This window comes from Pseudonocardia cypriaca, assembly GCF_006717045.1.
Taxonomy (GTDB): Bacteria; Actinomycetota; Actinomycetes; order Mycobacteriales; family Pseudonocardiaceae; genus Pseudonocardia; species Pseudonocardia cypriaca.
Genome location: NZ_VFPH01000001.1, coordinates 1,215,030 through 1,229,806, shown reverse-complemented (window position 1 = coordinate 1,229,806; position 14,777 = coordinate 1,215,030). Strand labels below are relative to the sequence as shown.

The window sequence follows — 14,777 nt, the reverse complement described above, 5'->3', positions numbered from 1 at the left end:
CGGTGGGACCGGAGGGAAGCGATCCCAGCAGCAGGGCCCTGCGAGGCCGGCGTCATGCCCGCATTGCTGCTGACCTCGTGGGCAGCAGTCGAGGACGGGCCCCAGGAGAGCCGGGCGGTCGCGAGGTGATCTGATTCACCCGTGCGGGGGACGAGAACGCTTTCGGTTGTCTTGGGTTCGTTGCTGCTGGCCAGCCTCACCAGTGGAGTCGGCTCCGCTGCGGCGGCGGCAGGCCCGTGCGTCGCACCGGCTGCGTCGGACGACGCCGCCACCTACGATTTCATCCACACGTATCGCAGCGAGTGCGCGACGAACCGGAACTACGACCGGACGTTTCCCGACGTCACGCTGGCCACGACGGTGGACGGGACCAACCGGCTGTCCGTCACCACGTCGACCGCGCTGGCCGGGGCGATCGCCTCGGTGCGGGTGAACGACAAGGAGTTCATCGCGAGCGGCGGTTACGGAGCGGCGCTGCAGTACGCGTTCCACGCCTGGCAGGAGGGCGAAGCCGGCAGCGAGTGCTACAACCCCACCCAGGCGGGTACGCGTCTCGATGCGGAGGGCCAGAAGGCTCCTTACCACCGGAAGAGCAGCACCAGCGCGCTGTACACCATGGCGAAGTCCGGGCTGTCCGTGCGCACCGAGTCCAGGCCGGCGATGTTCATGACCCGCGCCGACCCGGCCCCGGGCTGGGACGGCTGCCACGGCGTCGACTTCCAACCCGACCGAGTACCGTTCTCGCAGGGCCTCTCGCCGTACTGGTTGGAGACGACCGTCGATCTCCAGCCCGACGGCGCGCAGGAGCTCTCCAACGTCATCCGGCTCGAAGCCACGCTGACGTCCGACGACGACACACACGATCACTTCGATGGTGTGCTGGTCGCCTACTTGCAGCGCGACTTCACCGACGCGTTCTCGGTCGACCCGACCACCCGCGTCCTCACTCCCCGGCCGAATGACTCCTACACGAGCAAGGAACCCCTCGCCCGCTGCACCACCGACGGCGACTACTGCATGGGCATCCTCACCGTGCCGAGCGCGGTGGCCGCCGGCACGTACTACTACTCGATGAGCAGGCCTCCGAGCCCCTACAACGGCATGACCGGCGAGGACACCATCCAAATCACCGCGCCGCGCGGCACGGTCGCCCGCGGCGACAAGGTCTCCTACGAGGTCTACCTCGCCGTCGGCAACCGGCAACGCGTGGCCGACACGCTCGCCGTGCTGCAGGGCGTCGTCGCGGAGAGGTAGCGCGGTCCTTTGGTCACCCAGCGGACGACAGGATCGAGCGGGCGTTGACCCTCACAAGGCGTCCTCGACCTGGGCGACAAGAACTTCGCCATCGTCACCCCGGACTGAAGCCTCCCGCCACCGGTGGACCGGCCGATGCCGGCGGAGGCACGCACATCCGGAGGCTCCGGATCGACCCGAACCGGCGTTCCCGGCAACGACGCCGATCCACTCGCCCGCACCTGACCGGCAGGTCGCGCACGCAGCCGTTGAGTCGCCCGCTCGTGCCGGTAACGCCCGGGAAACCGCGGATCTGGCGTGCGCACACGATCAGCCCATTGAGCTGGGTCGTACTCCGTGCCAACCTCGTATCGGTCCGAACATCCTTCGAGGCGCTCGCCTCGAACGCTCGACCAGCGAGGGGAGTCAGTGGCAGGTCGCGACAACGCCACTGCTTCGGATTCGTATTCCCCATTGCGCGAGCAGCGGAGCAGCGGGCTCGGGGGCACCGGCTGCGGTTCGTGGCGGCCCGACCGGCTGGAGAGCACCCCTGGCAAACCGTTGCCCACGTGCTCGCCGCGGGCGGCTCACCGGCGGAGTGCGCCGCCGCGCTCGGCCTCCACCCTCCGGCAACCGTCAGCCACGAGCTGCGTTCCTGGCCAGACAAAACGCCCAGACGTACTGATGCGAACTGTCGAATGGCGTTCTCGGCGCGACCCGCCGCCCGTCGAGGTCATCGGACGGCAGACTGGAGGCCAACCGCAGCAGCCTGGTGCTGGCCGTGCTCGTGCGTGCCTCCCGGTGCTGGCACGGTCCCGCCATGACCGCGGCCGGGTTGCGACCGCTCCGGGTCCCACGGCGCGCGCTGTTCGAGAACCGCACCTTCCTACGACACGCCGAGGCGCCCGACGCCGACAAGCCCCGGCAGCGTCGGGGTAGTGGCCTAACATCGACCGCCGACGAGAGGCGATTCACATCTACTCATTTCACCCGCTAGTGATACACCACCACGCGACGCGGTGATGCACCGTACAGACAGCGGCCGATAAGACGCGAGAGGCTCATTTTGCGGATCTACACGACATGTCCACCGTCGACGGCGATGGACCGCACCAGTTACGTCTCCACGGTGCGTGACGTCGCGAGGTGGAGCGACCGTGCAGGATTCGCCGGGATTCTCGTCTACACCGACAACAGCCTGGTCGATCCGTGGCTCGTGTCCCAGATAATCGTCGAGAACACCGAGCAGCTGTGCCCACTGGTCGCGGTGCAGCCCGTGTACGCGCATCCCTACACGGTCGCAAAACTGGTCGCGTCGCTCGCTCATCTCCACGGTCGCCGGGTGCACCTGAACATGGTGGCGGGTGGATTCCGAAACGATCTCCTGGCCCTCGACGACGACACGGAGCACGACGAGCGCTATCGGCGGCTCGTCGAGTACACGCAGATCGTCATGGCGCTCCTGCGTGCCGAAACGGCGGTGACGATCAAGGGGCGGTACTACTCTGTCACGGGGTTGCGGATGCGGCCGAAGCTCCCGGCGCACCTCCTGCCGGACGTCCTCGTGTCCGGCTCCTCGCCGGCGGGCCGCGACGCGGCTCGGGCGCTCGATGCGACCGCCGTCAAGTACCCCCAGCCGCCGGGCGAGGAGGCCGCGTGGATGGGGCACGGGCTCGCCGGCGGGTTCGGCATCCGGGTCGGCATCGTGGCACGAGACACCGCAGAAGAGGCATGGCGGGTCGCGCGCACACGCTTCCCGAAGGACCGGAGCGGCCAGATCACCCATCGCCTCGCCGTCGCGGTCTCCGACTCGCACTGGCACGGCCAGCTGTCGGAGGAGCGAGACCGGTCCGGCGATCTCGACGGCGAGCCCGACCCCTACTGGTTGGGGCCGTTCCAGAACTACAAGACGTTCTGCCCCTACCTGGTCGGCAGTTACGACCGAGTCGCGCGAATGCTGAGCCACTACATCGCTCTCGGCACGACGACCTTCATCCTCGACGTCCCGCAGAGCGAAGAGGATCTCGCCCACACGGCGGTCGTCTTCGCCAAGACGCACGAGATGGTCACGCCATGATCGCGCGGCTGCAGGACTACCTGACCAGGTCCGCCGAGCGTGACGCGGGAGCTTGCGCGCTCGTGATGGGCGACGAACGCGTGTCGTACGGCGACCTCGAGGCGGAGACGAACCGATGGGCGCGCCTGATGCAGGAGTTCGGCTGCGGCGACGGGGACCGGGTCTGCGTGCTCGCGAGCAAGACCCCCCGCACGGTCGCAGGCCTTCTCGCCGTCCTCAAAGCCGGCGGGGTGTACGTGCCGGTCGACAGCACGAGCCCGCCGGCACGCGTCGCACGCATCTTCGGCTCGGCAGAGCCCGGCCTAGTCCTCGTGGACGAGTCGGCGGTTCCGCTCGTCGACGGGCTGATCGAGGCCGGTGCACTGTCCCGGCCCGGCACATCGATCGGATCGGTCGACGGCCCCCTGACCGGAGATCGCTTCAGCACGCAGTTCTGCCGGTCCGATGCCACCACGTGGTCGGCCGACCCACTCCCGAACCGACGCCGCGCCGAGGATCTCGCACACCTTCTCTTCACGTCGGGTTCGACGGGCACGCCGAAGGGTGTGATGATCACTCACGCGAACGTACTGGCGTTCGTCGAGTGGGCGGTGCGGTACTTCCGAACGCGGCCGTCCGACCGCATCTCAGGGCACCCACCCTTGCATTTCGACCTGTCGACGTTCGACATCTTCGCGACCCTCGCGGCGGGAGCCGAGCTGCACCTGGTGCCGGGCAACGCGAGCCTCAACCCGCGGGCGCTGGCCGCGATGATCCGCGACCGCGAGCTCACGCAGTGGTTCTCCGTTCCGACGGTGTTGACCTACCTCGCGAAGTTCGACGTCATCGCCCAGGACGACTTCCCGGCCCTGGAGCGCCTCCTGTGGTGTGGCGAGGTGCTGCCGACGCCCGTGCTGGCGCACTGGATGCGGCGCCTACCGCACGTGCGGTTCACCAACCTCTACGGGCCGACCGAAGCCACGATCGCGAGCAGCTACTACACCGTTCCGAGCTGTCCGGAGGACGAGACGGCGTCCATCCCGATCGGCACGCCGTGCGCCGGTGAGAACCTGCTCGTCCTCGACGAGGAGCTCGAACCGACCGCCCCCGGTGAAATCGGCGACCTCTACATCTCCGGTGCCGGGCTCTCTCCCGGGTACTGGCGAGATCCCGAGAAGACGGAGGCTGCGTTCATCACCCGCCCCGACGGGCGCATCTACCGGACCGGTGACCTGGCGAGGCGCGCCGAGGACGGTCTCGTGCACTTCCTCGGCCGGGCCGACTCGCAGATCAAGAGCCGCGGCTACCGGATCGAGCTGGGTGAGATCGAGGCGGCGGTGAACGCTCAACCGGGCGTGCGGGAGTGCGCGGTCGTCGGGGTCGACGTCGGCGGTTTCGAGGGAACCACCATCTGCTGCGCGTTCTCCGTGGCCGACGGCGTCGACCTGCAGCCGCTCGCCCTGCGGGCCGCCGTGTCCGAACTGCTGCCCGCCTACATGCTGCCCACGAGGTGGCGCGAGCTGGACACCCTCCCCAAGAACGTGAACGGGAAGATCGACCGCAATCAGCTGAAATCGAGCTTCACCGAAGAGTTGGCGGCACCGGGACGGCCGGTGGTCGGGTCGTGAACCACGATGGGATGCAGACCGGCGACGGGATCCTCGAGCTGATCCGGGACCGGCTCAACATCGATGTCGCGGACGTCGACGTGGACATGATCGAGACGGGCGTGCTCGACTCGATCGCGCTCGTAACGTTGATCACCGCAATCGAGGACGCGCTCTCGTGTGAGCTCCCGCTCGACGACTTCGACATCGAGCACTTCCGCTCGGCACGCCGGATCAGCCAGTACCTCGAAGCCTCGGGAGTGCGTGGCAACGGGAGCACGCCATGATCACGGCCCGGCTCCCGGCATCGCCGGTCTCATGAGAATTCCGGTCTCATGAGAATTGCAGTGGCCGCGGAGGAATCCGCAGGCGTCCAGGCCCTCCGACTCGTGGCCGGCTCCGCCCACGAGGCCTGCGTGGTGCTCACCGAGTCGAACTCGGGCGACCGCACGCGCGGCCTGACGGTCGCCGCCGTCGCCGACGAACTCGGGATCGACACCATTCCGGGCGCCGCCGTGCGGGACCCGAGCCTGGCGGGGATCCTCCGCGCCAGGGACGTCGACGTCCTGCTCAACGTGCATTCGCTGTATGTCGTGAATCCCGCGGTGCTCGCCGCGCCGCGGTTCGGCTGCTTCAACCTCCACCCGGGTCCGCTGCCCCGGTACGCCGGCCTGAACACCCCGAACTGGGCGCTCTACCAGGGGGAAACCACACACGGGGTGACGCTGCACTGGATGGCGCCGGGCATCGACACGGGACCGATCGCCTACCAGGAGAGCTTCCCCCTCGCGACCGAGGACAACGGGTTCAGCGTGTCCGCAACCTGCGTCCGCGAGGGCCTGCGCCTGGTCTCACGCCTGCTCGACGACCTCGGGACCGATCCTGCTCGCGTACCGGTCATCGAGCAGGACGTCACGCTGCGGCGCTACTTCGGGCGCGATGTCCCGCACGACGGCTGGATCCAGTGGACGGAGGGCGCCACCCACGTCGCCGGCTTGGTACGCGCATGTGACTACGGCCCGTGGACCTCGCCGTGGGGCCGGGCCCGCACCCGGGGCAACGACGGCCTCGAGATCACCGTGCGACGGGCGCACCGCACCGGTCGACCGGCGGAAGATCCGCCCGGCACGGTCGGACGCTGCGACAGCGCGGAGGCCTGGGTCGCCACCCGGGACGAGTGGATCGTGATCAGCCGTCTGCAGGTCGCGGGCACGGTCACGCCGGCCGATGCCGTCCTCACCACCGGAGACGTGCTGACCGCCCCTGAGAATGTGTTTGAGAAGCGCGGAGCGGGCCGCCCAGGGCAGCCAGGACCTGCTGAATCACCGGCGCCCGCGGCCCACATGCGCGCTTCTCAAACACATTCTGATCACGCTCTGCGCCGACAGCCGGCGAGCGACTGACCCGAAGGATTCGCCGCATCCATGCCGTCGCGGTCCTCCTCGACAGCGACGCGCCGACGAATGGAAAGAAGGCAATGCCAGAGAAGCCCGGAGTCCTCACCTACGCGGACACGTCTGCACGCCCCCGGTCGTCGAGGCCGGGGCGATGAGCCGTATTCGGAGCCTGCAGCCCGACGATCTGTCTCAGGTCGTCGCACTGTATCGGACCTATTTCGCAGAGCCGAACGTCGGCGACGCCGACGAGCTGCACACGGCCTTCGAGCAGATCTTCCTCGGCCAGCCGCTGTCGGATCCCTCCATTCCCTCGCTGGTGTTCGAAGGCTCCGACGGGGAGATCCTCGGCTTCATCGGCTCGCTGGTGCACCGGATGCGGTTCGATGAGACCCCCGTCCGTCTGGCGTGCAGCAGCTCGCTGGTCGTCGCACCACGAGCGAGACAGCTCGGCGCCGGAGGCCTGCTACTGCGGAAGTACCTGGCCGGCCCTCAGGACCTGACCATCACCGACACCGCCGGGAGTGCCACCGAGCACATGTGGAAACGCCTCGGCGGTTCCATGTACCACCTCGGCTCGGTGACCTGGCTACATCTCTTGCACCCGCTGCGAGCGGCGGTCGGCGTCAAGCTCTGGCAACGTGGCAGGCACCGGTGGCTGCCATTTGCCCGACCCCTGTGCCGGCCGACGGATGCCCTGTATTCCCGCTTCACCGGTACCGACGGTACGAGTGACGTCGAGAAGCACACCGAGGAGCCGCTGTCGCCGCAACTCTTGATCGACCACCTCCATCTCGGACCTCAGCAGTTCCCCCTCCGGCCGGACTTCGACGCCGAGTCGCTCGGCATGCTGTTCGACCAGATCGACCGCTCCCGGTCCAACGGCCGGCTCGTCAAGAACTTCGTCCGAGACGCCCGGGGAAGGCCTGTTGGCTGGTACATCGCCTCCCTGCTACCGAGCGGCATCTACCGCGTCATGGGTCTCGCCGCAGCCCCCGGGAACGAGGAACTCCTGTTCCGCCACGTGCTGCACAAGGCGAAGGATCTCAATGCTGCGGCCGTGGCGGGCAGGCTCGAGCCATGGATGCTCGAGGTCTCCCCACGGCGCATGATGATGTTCTTGCGCGTACGGTTCCTCGTCCATTCGCGCAATTCGGCCCTCTGTGATGCTGTCCGTTCAGGCAAGGCGTTGCTGACAGGGCTCGAGAGCGACATATGGATACCAAGATAGCGCTCGGGGACTACGGATGGCTAGCGAAAGAGAATGAACTCCATCGCAGTGATGACGCCGAGGCCGACGTCGCCGGAATCACTCTCGCACAGGAGTTCGAACGAGCGCGGATCGCTGGCGGGCGTGACGTGGATCAAGTGTCCGGTGGCGGCGACGACTTCGATCGAGCGAACGTGGCCGGCATTCCACCCGTAAGAGCGGCCGACGATCCCGGTCCCGGGGTAGGACGGGACCAGCGGGGCGAGTCCCAGTTCGGCGGCGTAGTCGACTACGTCCGACCACAGCGCGCCGGCTCGCGCGATCGCCGTACGGCCCCGCAGGTCGAGGTATATCTGGTTCATGCGGGTTGTAGTGATGAGCACGCCGTCATTCGCGGAGCTGGGCGCCCGGTGACCCGGCACCATGACGGCAAGCGGTAGCCGGAACTCCGAGGAGAACCTGACAGCGCCCTGGACATCGGCCGGGTTCGTCGCCCCGACCGCGATGGCGGGTTCGTGCAGGATCGTGGTATCGGGGCCGGGCACCTCGTCCGCGAGTTCCGGGTCGCCGGCGACCAGCACCGATCCCTGCGTGATGCTCGCCAACGCTGTGACGTCCTGGGGCGTGAAGCCTGGATCCCATCGGGCGGAACGGTAGTTCACTACGGCCCTCCGTTGGTGCTGTCCGGTCGGTGTCCGGACCTCGTGCCTCATCGACAATCGGGATGAGGCGAGTTCCACGACCGGGCGATGGCACAGGGCCGTGGGCGGCCGTTACGGCTCGTCGTGCACGTCGTGGCGATGCCGCCGATATCACCGGAGCCATCCGGGCCACCGGCGCCGGGTCACGCAGCTCGAGGGCGTCTCGGCCGGGAAAGATCCCGACAACGTCGGTGCGCTCCTACTCCCTGGTGATGGTCGCCTTCTCGGCGGTGGCCTCCTCCACACCGGACTCAGCGGTGTCCGCCTCGGCGGCGCCGGCGGCCGGGATGTGGCGGAGAAGGGTCACCGCCAGCACGGCGACGACCGCGGCGATGCCGGCGCACACGGCGGCTGCCGTGCCGAACCCGGACGTGAACGCCTCCCGAGCCGCGGCGAGCAGCGACGCGCCTGCCTCACCGGGCAGGTCGGCAGCCGTGGTGGTTGCGCCAGTCAAGGTGTCGCCCGCCTCGGCCGCGTCCGCGGGCACCGAGGTTTCCGCCATCTGGTTCCGGTAGACGGCCGCGCCGATGCTGCCCATCACCGCGACGCCGAGGGCCATGCCGAACTCGATGTTGGTCTCGGAGATCGACGAAGCCGAGCCCGCCTTCTCGCTCGGCGCGGACGACACGATCAGGTCGACGCCCAGGCCGGCGATCGGCGCCCCGCCGAAGAACGCGATCGACAAGCCGACCACGGCGAGCGTGATCCCGCCCGTGGCGCTCACCTGGGAGACGATCAGGAATCCGACGACCGTGATCACCAGTCCGCCCGCGATCAGGTAGGCCGGCCGGATCGTGCGGACCAGCATCGTCGCCAGCACCACACCGATCATCTGCGCCGCGGTGTGCGGCAGCATCCACAGCCCGGCCGCCAGTGGCGACATGCCTTGCACGTCCTGCAAGTACGTGGCGAACAGCAGCGTGCTTCCGCCGACGGTGAGGACACCGAGCAGCATGACGCCGAGCGCGCCGCTGAAGGCGCGGTCGGCGAACAGCGACACCTCCATCAGCGGGTTGGTGAGCGTGCGCTGCCTGCGCACGAACAGCACGCCGAACACGACACCGGCAACGACGGCCACGAGCGGCACGATGGCGAACCCATCCTTGGCGATCTCCTTGAGACCGAAGATGACCGGCAGGATCGCTGCCAGCGACAGCGCGACGCTGGCCAGGTCGAGCTTGCCGCCGGTGGGGTCGCGGTGCTCGGGCAGCAGCACCGGCGCGGTCACCAGCAGCAGGATCATGACGGGCACGCCCATCAGGAACACCGAGCCCCACCAGAACCACTGCAACAGCACGCCGCCGACCACCGGGCCGACGGCCGTGCCGCCCATGAAGCACGCCATCCACACACCGATCGCCGCGGCGCGCTGCCTGCCGTCGGTGAACATCGTGGTGATGAGCGACAGCGTGGACGGCATGAGCGTCGCGCCCGCGATGCCGAGCAGCGCCCGGGTGGCGATCAGCATCTCGGCCGAGGTCGAGTAGGCGGCCAGCACCGACGCTCCGGCGAAGGCGACGGCGCCGATCATCAGCAGCTTCCGCCTGCCGACGCGGTCGCCGAGGGTGCCCATGGTGACGAGGAACCCGGCGATCATGAATCCGTAGACGTCCATGATCCACAGCTGCTGCGCGCCGTCGGGCGCCAGGTCGGCGCTCAGGTGGGGCAGTGCGAGGAACAGGACGCTGAAGTCGAGTGCCAACAGGATGGTGGGCAGGGCCAGCACGGCCAGTCCCAGCCACTCCCTGCGCCCGGCGCGAGCGCCGGGCGCGGTCGTCGGTGTGGTGTCCATGGTCATCCCTCTCCGGCGGTTGCCGTCCTCAGAAGCGCCAGCGGGTGGGCGCGAACTTGTCGCTGGTCGGGAAGCCGAACACGGCGACCGGGTCGACCTCGTAGACGGCGAAGGGGCCCTCGCCCGCGGTCGGCCCCGCAGGTCTCGTGGTGCTATTCGAGCGTGTCCAGGCCGACCGGTGCTGCCATCGGCGCGGTGTGCGGGCCGGGCTGTGTCTTGCCCGGTGCGAAGAGTGCGGCGACCATGCCGACCATCGAGGCGATCGCGCCCACGACGAGTGCCGCTCGGAAGCCGCCCATGGCTGCCGCGGGGTCGCCGTAGTGGCCGTACGTGGCGAACGCCGCGCCGAGGGACACGACGCCGAACACCCCGCCGATCTCGCGGACCGCGCTGTTCACCCCGGACGCGACCCCGACATCGTTCTGCGGGACGGAGGCGAAGACCAGGTTGATCGTCGTGGGGAGGCACATCGCGATACCGACCCCGCCGAGGATCAACGGCACGATGAACGAGCCGTATCCGGTGTCTGGTTGTGCGACCGCGGCGATCCACGCGAGGCCGACGCCCTGGAGCAGCAAGCCGGCGACCATGAACGGCCGGTTGCCCAGTCTGTCGGCGAAATTACCGGCGATCGGGGCTACCAGCAGTGGCATCGCCGTCCACGCGAGCAGGCGCAGGCCGGTGCCCATCGGGTCGTTGCCGAGGCCCTCCTGGAACATCTGCGCCAGCATGAACAGCGCGCCGATCAGAGCGAAGTGCTGGAAGAAGGCCGAGACGTTGGCGATGGTGAAGCCGCGGCTGCGGAAGTAGGCCATCGGCAGCATCGCGTGCGTCACGCGCTTCTCCCAGAGCACGAACGCCACCAGCAGGACAAGGCCGCCGACGATCGACAGCAGGACCTCCGGGTCGCCCCATCCCAGGACGGGCTGCCGCACGGCGGCCCACACCAGACCGAACAGGCCGATCGACACGAGCGCCAGGCCGACGAGATCCAGCTCGGGACGCGGGCCGTAGCTCTCCCGCAGCAGTTTCGCCGACAGAACGGTCGCGGCCAGGCCGATCGGGACGTTGAGCCAGAAGATCCAGTGCCATGACAGGCCCTGGGTGATCAGGCCACCGACCACGGGGCCGGCCGCAACGGCCAGGCCCGAGACGCTTCCCCAGATGCCCATCGCCATGCCGCGCTTCTCGGGCGGGTAGGCGTTGGACAGCAGGGTCAGACTCACCGGGATCGCCACGCCGGCTGCCACCCCCTGCAGGACGCGGGAGAGGATCAGGACGCCGACCGTCGGGGCGAGCGCGGCCATCGCCGAAGCGGCGGTGAACACCGCCAGCCCCAGCACGTAGACCTTCATCCGGCCGAAGCGGTCGCCGAGCGCCGCACCGGTCAGCATCAGGCAGCCGAAGGCCAGGTTGTAGGCGTTGATGGTCCACTCGAGGTCCGCGAGGCCGGCGTCGAGGTCCTGCCGGATGGTCGGGATCGCGGTGACCACGACCATCACGTCGAGCGAGGTGAGGAACGCGCACACCGCGACCAGCACCAGCGTCCAGCCGGGACGCACCGGCCGTTCCGTACTCGTGTTCTCGCCTCTCACGGCTCGACCCCCCGGCCACAGTCGGACGCACTGCACGTCATTGCGACTCCGTTCTCGATCACGTCCGTCAGCGGTCGTACTGGTCGTGCAGGCGCCACCACTGGTAGGCCGGGGTCTGCGGCCAGCCTTCGGGTGAGTCCTCCCACGTCTCCTGCCGGCCGTAGGGCGTCAGGTCCAGCAGGGCGAGGTCGTTGCGGAGGTGATCGGTCCCCCGTGCGGCGGTGGAGTAGCTGCGGAACACGCGGTTCTCGTCCGAGCGCACGAAAACGCTGAGTCCGGCACCGCCGTCGATGCCGCAGTCGGCGTCGAAGTCGCTGCCCGCCGTGGAGTACCAGGGGATTTCCCAGCCCATGCGGACGCGGTACGGCTCGAACTGGGAGACCGGCGCCGGCGAGGTCATCACGTACGTGGTGTCGCGGGCGTGCAGATGCGCCAGGTGGGGCGTGCTGTCGGCCACCGCCGAGCAGCCGGGGCAGCGGTGGTCCGAACCCGCCTCCATCATGAAGTGGTAGACGATGAGCTGGCGGCGCCCGTCGAACAGCCCGGCAAGGCTCTTCCTACCGTCGGTGCCCTCGAACGCGTACTGCTTGTCGAACTCGACCACCGGCAGCCTGCGGCGGCGCGCGGCGAGGGCGTCGATGGCGCGGGTCATCTTCTTCTCCTCGACCAGCAGCTCCTCCCGGGCGCTGGCCCATTCCTGGGCGGAGACGATCGGTGGCAGCTCCATGAGCGCTCCCTGCTTCAGGTCCGTCAGTCGCACGCCACTGCGGCGCGCACTTCCAAGACCGTAGCAGCTACTTCATTTCACGTAGTAGAAACTTCTGATTAGGGAGGAGCGAGCTACACTGGCCGCGTGCCGACGAAACGCAGCTACGGCGACCCGTGCGGCGTGGCCCATGCGCTGGACCTGGTGGGCGAGCGCTGGGCGTTGCTGATCGTCCGGGACCTGCTGTTGGGCCCGAAACGGTTCACCGACCTCCAGGTCGGCCTCACCGGCGTGCCGCCGAACGTGCTCACGACCCGTCTCAACGACCTGCAGGAGGCCGGCGTGGTGCGCAAGCGCACGCTGCCGCCACCTGCGGCGGCCCGGGTCTACGAGCTGACCGAATGGGGCGCGGACCTGAAGCCGATCGTCCTGGCGCTCGGCCTGTGGGGCTCACGGTCCCCCGTGCCCCGCCCCGAAGGCGAGATGGGCACGGACTCGCTGATGCTGTCGATGCTCGGCACGCTGGACGCCGCTGCGTTCGCTCCGGGCGGGGGCACCTTCGAGGTCCGGCTGGGTCGAGAGAGTTTCACCATCTCGATCGGCGAGGACGTGCAGGTCGCGCGTGGCAACGCGCCCGACCCCACCGGCCCGGTCATCGACACCGACGCCGCCACCCTGGATGCGTTGATGGCAGGAGAAGTCGAGGTCGACGCCGCCGTCGCAGCCGGGCGCGTGCGACTGGAAGGGGACACGAACGCCTGCCGAGCCCTGCTCGCGGCCTTGTGGCGCAGCGACGTCTCCGCGCACGCGCATCCAAGCGTGTAGCACCGGGAAACCGTTCGCGACGACCCGCTGCCACGCGCACGGCGACTTCAACACCCCGGCCATCACGACCTCCGGCTATCTGGGCGGGATGGCAATAGCCATGCTGGCCGGCCGCGCCCCTGAGGTGTTCGCCGGTAGCGATGGTGGTCGCGGTTGCCCTGATCGCGTTGATCGCGTTCGACCTGCTGCAGCTCGCGCACCGATCAGCGGACGATCCCGACGGGGTTGCGCCGCCGACCCGGAATGGCGGAGGTCAGCGGCGCGAAGCAGCGTGGCGGGCCAGGACCGGGTTCCGCACCCGGCCGATGCTCTCGATCTCGACCTCGACGACGTCGCCGGGGTGCAGGAACACCCCGCGACCGGCCCCGACTCCCGCGGGTGTGCCCGTCGCGATGACGTCGCCCGGCTCGAGTGTCGTCAGCGCGCTCGCGGCAGCAATCAGCTCGGCGACGCTGCAGATCATCAGGGCTGTCGAGGCGGACTGCATGACCTCGCCGTTCACGGTGGTCCGCACGCAGAGCTGCTGCGGGTCCGGCACCTGCCAGTGCGGCACGATCCCGGACGCCATCGGCAGCGAGGTGTCGGCTCCCTTGGACGCGACCCAGTCCCAGACGAACGGGGCGGGCGCGTCCTCCCGGCGGTGCGGTCCGCGCAGCGAGATGTCGTTGACGACCGTGTATCCGGCGACGTGCGCGAGCGCCGCGCCCACGGCGATGTCGCGGCCTCCGACGCCGACGACCGCCGCGAGCTCGCCCTCCCAGTCGACCCGGTCGTCCGGGTCACCGCCGACGAGGATCGGCTCGCCGTCGGCGACCAGCGCGGTCGTCGGCGGCTTGAAGAAGAAGTAGGGCCGCCACTGCGCGCCGAAGGACTCCCCCATCTCGGCCAGGTGGTCGCTGTAGTTGGGCCCGGAGCAGAGGATCTTGCGCGGGTGCCGCAGCGGCAGGTCGAGGACCGCACCCTCGACGGCAGGTGCGTCGAACGGGTCGATCTCACGCAGCTCCGCCTCGAACTCGGCCCACCGCTCGACCACCGGCAGGACCCCGTCGACGCCGTCGAGCACGACGGGGGCCCGGACGCGGCCCTCGTGCAGCACCCCGGCTCCGGCCCGGCTCCCCTGCCGGTAGGTGACCAGGCTCCAGCCGCCGTTCATGCGGTCTCCTCCGTACCCGGCGCCTGCACGCCGACACCAGCCATCGCGCGCAGTAGGAACTCCCGCAGTTGGCGCTGTTCGTCGACGGAGAGCAGCGCCGTCGCCCTCATGTCCACCGGCGCGGTGAGGCGCTGGGCGCGTTCGAGCAGGCGGCGGCCGTCCTCGGTGATCCACACGCGGATCACCCGGCCCCGGCTGGGATGCGGCCCGCGCTCCACGAGGCCGCGGCTCTGGAGCCCGGCCAGCGCCGTGGACATCCCCTGCGCCGTGATCCCCGCCCGCCGTCCAAGCTCGGCCCCGGACAACCAGCCCTCGGCGCAGATCGCGAGCTGCCCCAGTGCGGCGAGCTGGGCCTGCGTCAGCCCCACCGGCCGGAGTGCCTGCTCGACCTGCTGGTTCAGCGCGTTCGCCAACATCCGTACGAGGTAGGCGATCCGGGTCGATGGCTCCACGATCCCGTGACCGTCGGGCTGCTGCTCGGGCATGCCCGACCATCCCATGGCTC

The 14,777-nt window shown here is 69.2% G+C and carries 13 protein-coding genes; 7 read left to right on the top strand and 6 right to left on the bottom strand.

The genetic code is table 11. The features are described 5' to 3' along the window. Window positions 1-171 precede the first annotated feature (171 nt). From FB388_RS05745 to FB388_RS05720, 6 genes are all read left to right on the top strand, one after another. Window positions 172-1,254: a hypothetical protein gene (locus FB388_RS05745; RefSeq protein WP_142097876.1), complete on the top strand. Its 1,083-nt coding sequence runs from the start codon at window positions 172-174 to the stop codon at window positions 1,252-1,254. Between the two features lie 1,081 nt (window positions 1,255-2,335). After that, the gene (locus FB388_RS05740) at window positions 2,336-3,310 is read left to right on the top strand and encodes an LLM class flavin-dependent oxidoreductase (RefSeq protein ID WP_211361781.1); all 975 of its coding nucleotides are present in this window, start codon (window positions 2,336-2,338) and stop codon (window positions 3,308-3,310) included. Next, complete coding sequence (locus tag FB388_RS05735; RefSeq protein ID WP_246121654.1) at window positions 3,307-4,917, top strand: amino acid adenylation domain-containing protein; 1,611 nt, start codon at window positions 3,307-3,309, stop codon at window positions 4,915-4,917. The genes FB388_RS05740 and FB388_RS05735 overlap by 4 nt, the downstream gene beginning before the upstream one ends. Continuing rightward, a complete protein-coding gene (locus tag FB388_RS05730; protein WP_142097871.1) occupies window positions 4,914-5,183 on the top strand; it encodes an acyl carrier protein in 270 nt (89 codons plus the stop codon). The genes FB388_RS05735 and FB388_RS05730 overlap by 4 nt, the downstream gene beginning before the upstream one ends. A 48-nt stretch (window positions 5,184-5,231) precedes the next feature. Further along, window positions 5,232-6,299, top strand: a complete 1,068-nt coding sequence (locus FB388_RS05725; RefSeq protein ID WP_142097868.1) for a methionyl-tRNA formyltransferase — start codon at window positions 5,232-5,234, stop codon at window positions 6,297-6,299. 145 nt (window positions 6,300-6,444) lie between these two features. Beyond that, the gene (locus FB388_RS05720; protein ID WP_142097864.1) at window positions 6,445-7,521 is read left to right on the top strand and encodes a GNAT family N-acetyltransferase; all 1,077 of its coding nucleotides are present in this window, start codon (window positions 6,445-6,447) and stop codon (window positions 7,519-7,521) included. A 20-nt stretch (window positions 7,522-7,541) separates the two neighbouring features. Here the strand turns inward: FB388_RS05720 and FB388_RS05715 are convergent, their stop codons facing one another. The 4 genes from FB388_RS05715 to FB388_RS05700 form a co-directional block, all read right to left on the bottom strand. Next, complete coding sequence (locus FB388_RS05715) at window positions 7,542-8,162, bottom strand: FAD-binding oxidoreductase (RefSeq protein ID WP_170225487.1); 621 nt, start codon at window positions 8,160-8,162, stop codon at window positions 7,542-7,544. A gap of 238 nt (window positions 8,163-8,400) precedes the next feature. Then, window positions 8,401-9,993, bottom strand: a complete 1,593-nt coding sequence (locus FB388_RS05710; RefSeq protein ID WP_142097858.1) for an MFS transporter — start codon at window positions 9,991-9,993, stop codon at window positions 8,401-8,403. 152 nt (window positions 9,994-10,145) lie between these two features. Then, complete coding sequence (locus FB388_RS05705) at window positions 10,146-11,588, bottom strand: DHA2 family efflux MFS transporter permease subunit (protein ID WP_246121652.1); 1,443 nt, start codon at window positions 11,586-11,588, stop codon at window positions 10,146-10,148. A gap of 67 nt (window positions 11,589-11,655) precedes the next feature. Next, window positions 11,656-12,315, bottom strand: a complete 660-nt coding sequence (locus tag FB388_RS05700) for a DUF899 domain-containing protein (protein WP_142097856.1) — start codon at window positions 12,313-12,315, stop codon at window positions 11,656-11,658. Between the two features lie 126 nt (window positions 12,316-12,441). Here FB388_RS05700 and FB388_RS05695 point away from each other — a divergent pair, with 126 nt between their 5' ends. Beyond that, the gene (locus FB388_RS05695) at window positions 12,442-13,119 is read left to right on the top strand and encodes a winged helix-turn-helix transcriptional regulator (RefSeq protein WP_142097854.1); all 678 of its coding nucleotides are present in this window, start codon (window positions 12,442-12,444) and stop codon (window positions 13,117-13,119) included. Between the two features lie 253 nt (window positions 13,120-13,372). Here the strand turns inward: FB388_RS05695 and FB388_RS05685 are convergent, their stop codons facing one another. After that, window positions 13,373-14,272 (bottom strand): fumarylacetoacetate hydrolase family protein, encoded by a 900-nt coding sequence (locus FB388_RS05685; RefSeq protein ID WP_142097851.1) that lies wholly within the window; start codon window positions 14,270-14,272, stop codon window positions 13,373-13,375. After that, window positions 14,269-14,757 carry a MarR family winged helix-turn-helix transcriptional regulator gene (locus tag FB388_RS05680; RefSeq protein ID WP_170225486.1) on the bottom strand — a complete coding sequence of 163 codons (489 nt, stop codon included), beginning with the start codon at window positions 14,755-14,757 and terminating at the stop codon, window positions 14,269-14,271. Before FB388_RS05680 ends, FB388_RS05685 begins: the two co-directional genes overlap by 4 nt. Between the last annotated feature and the right edge of the window lie 20 nt (window positions 14,758-14,777).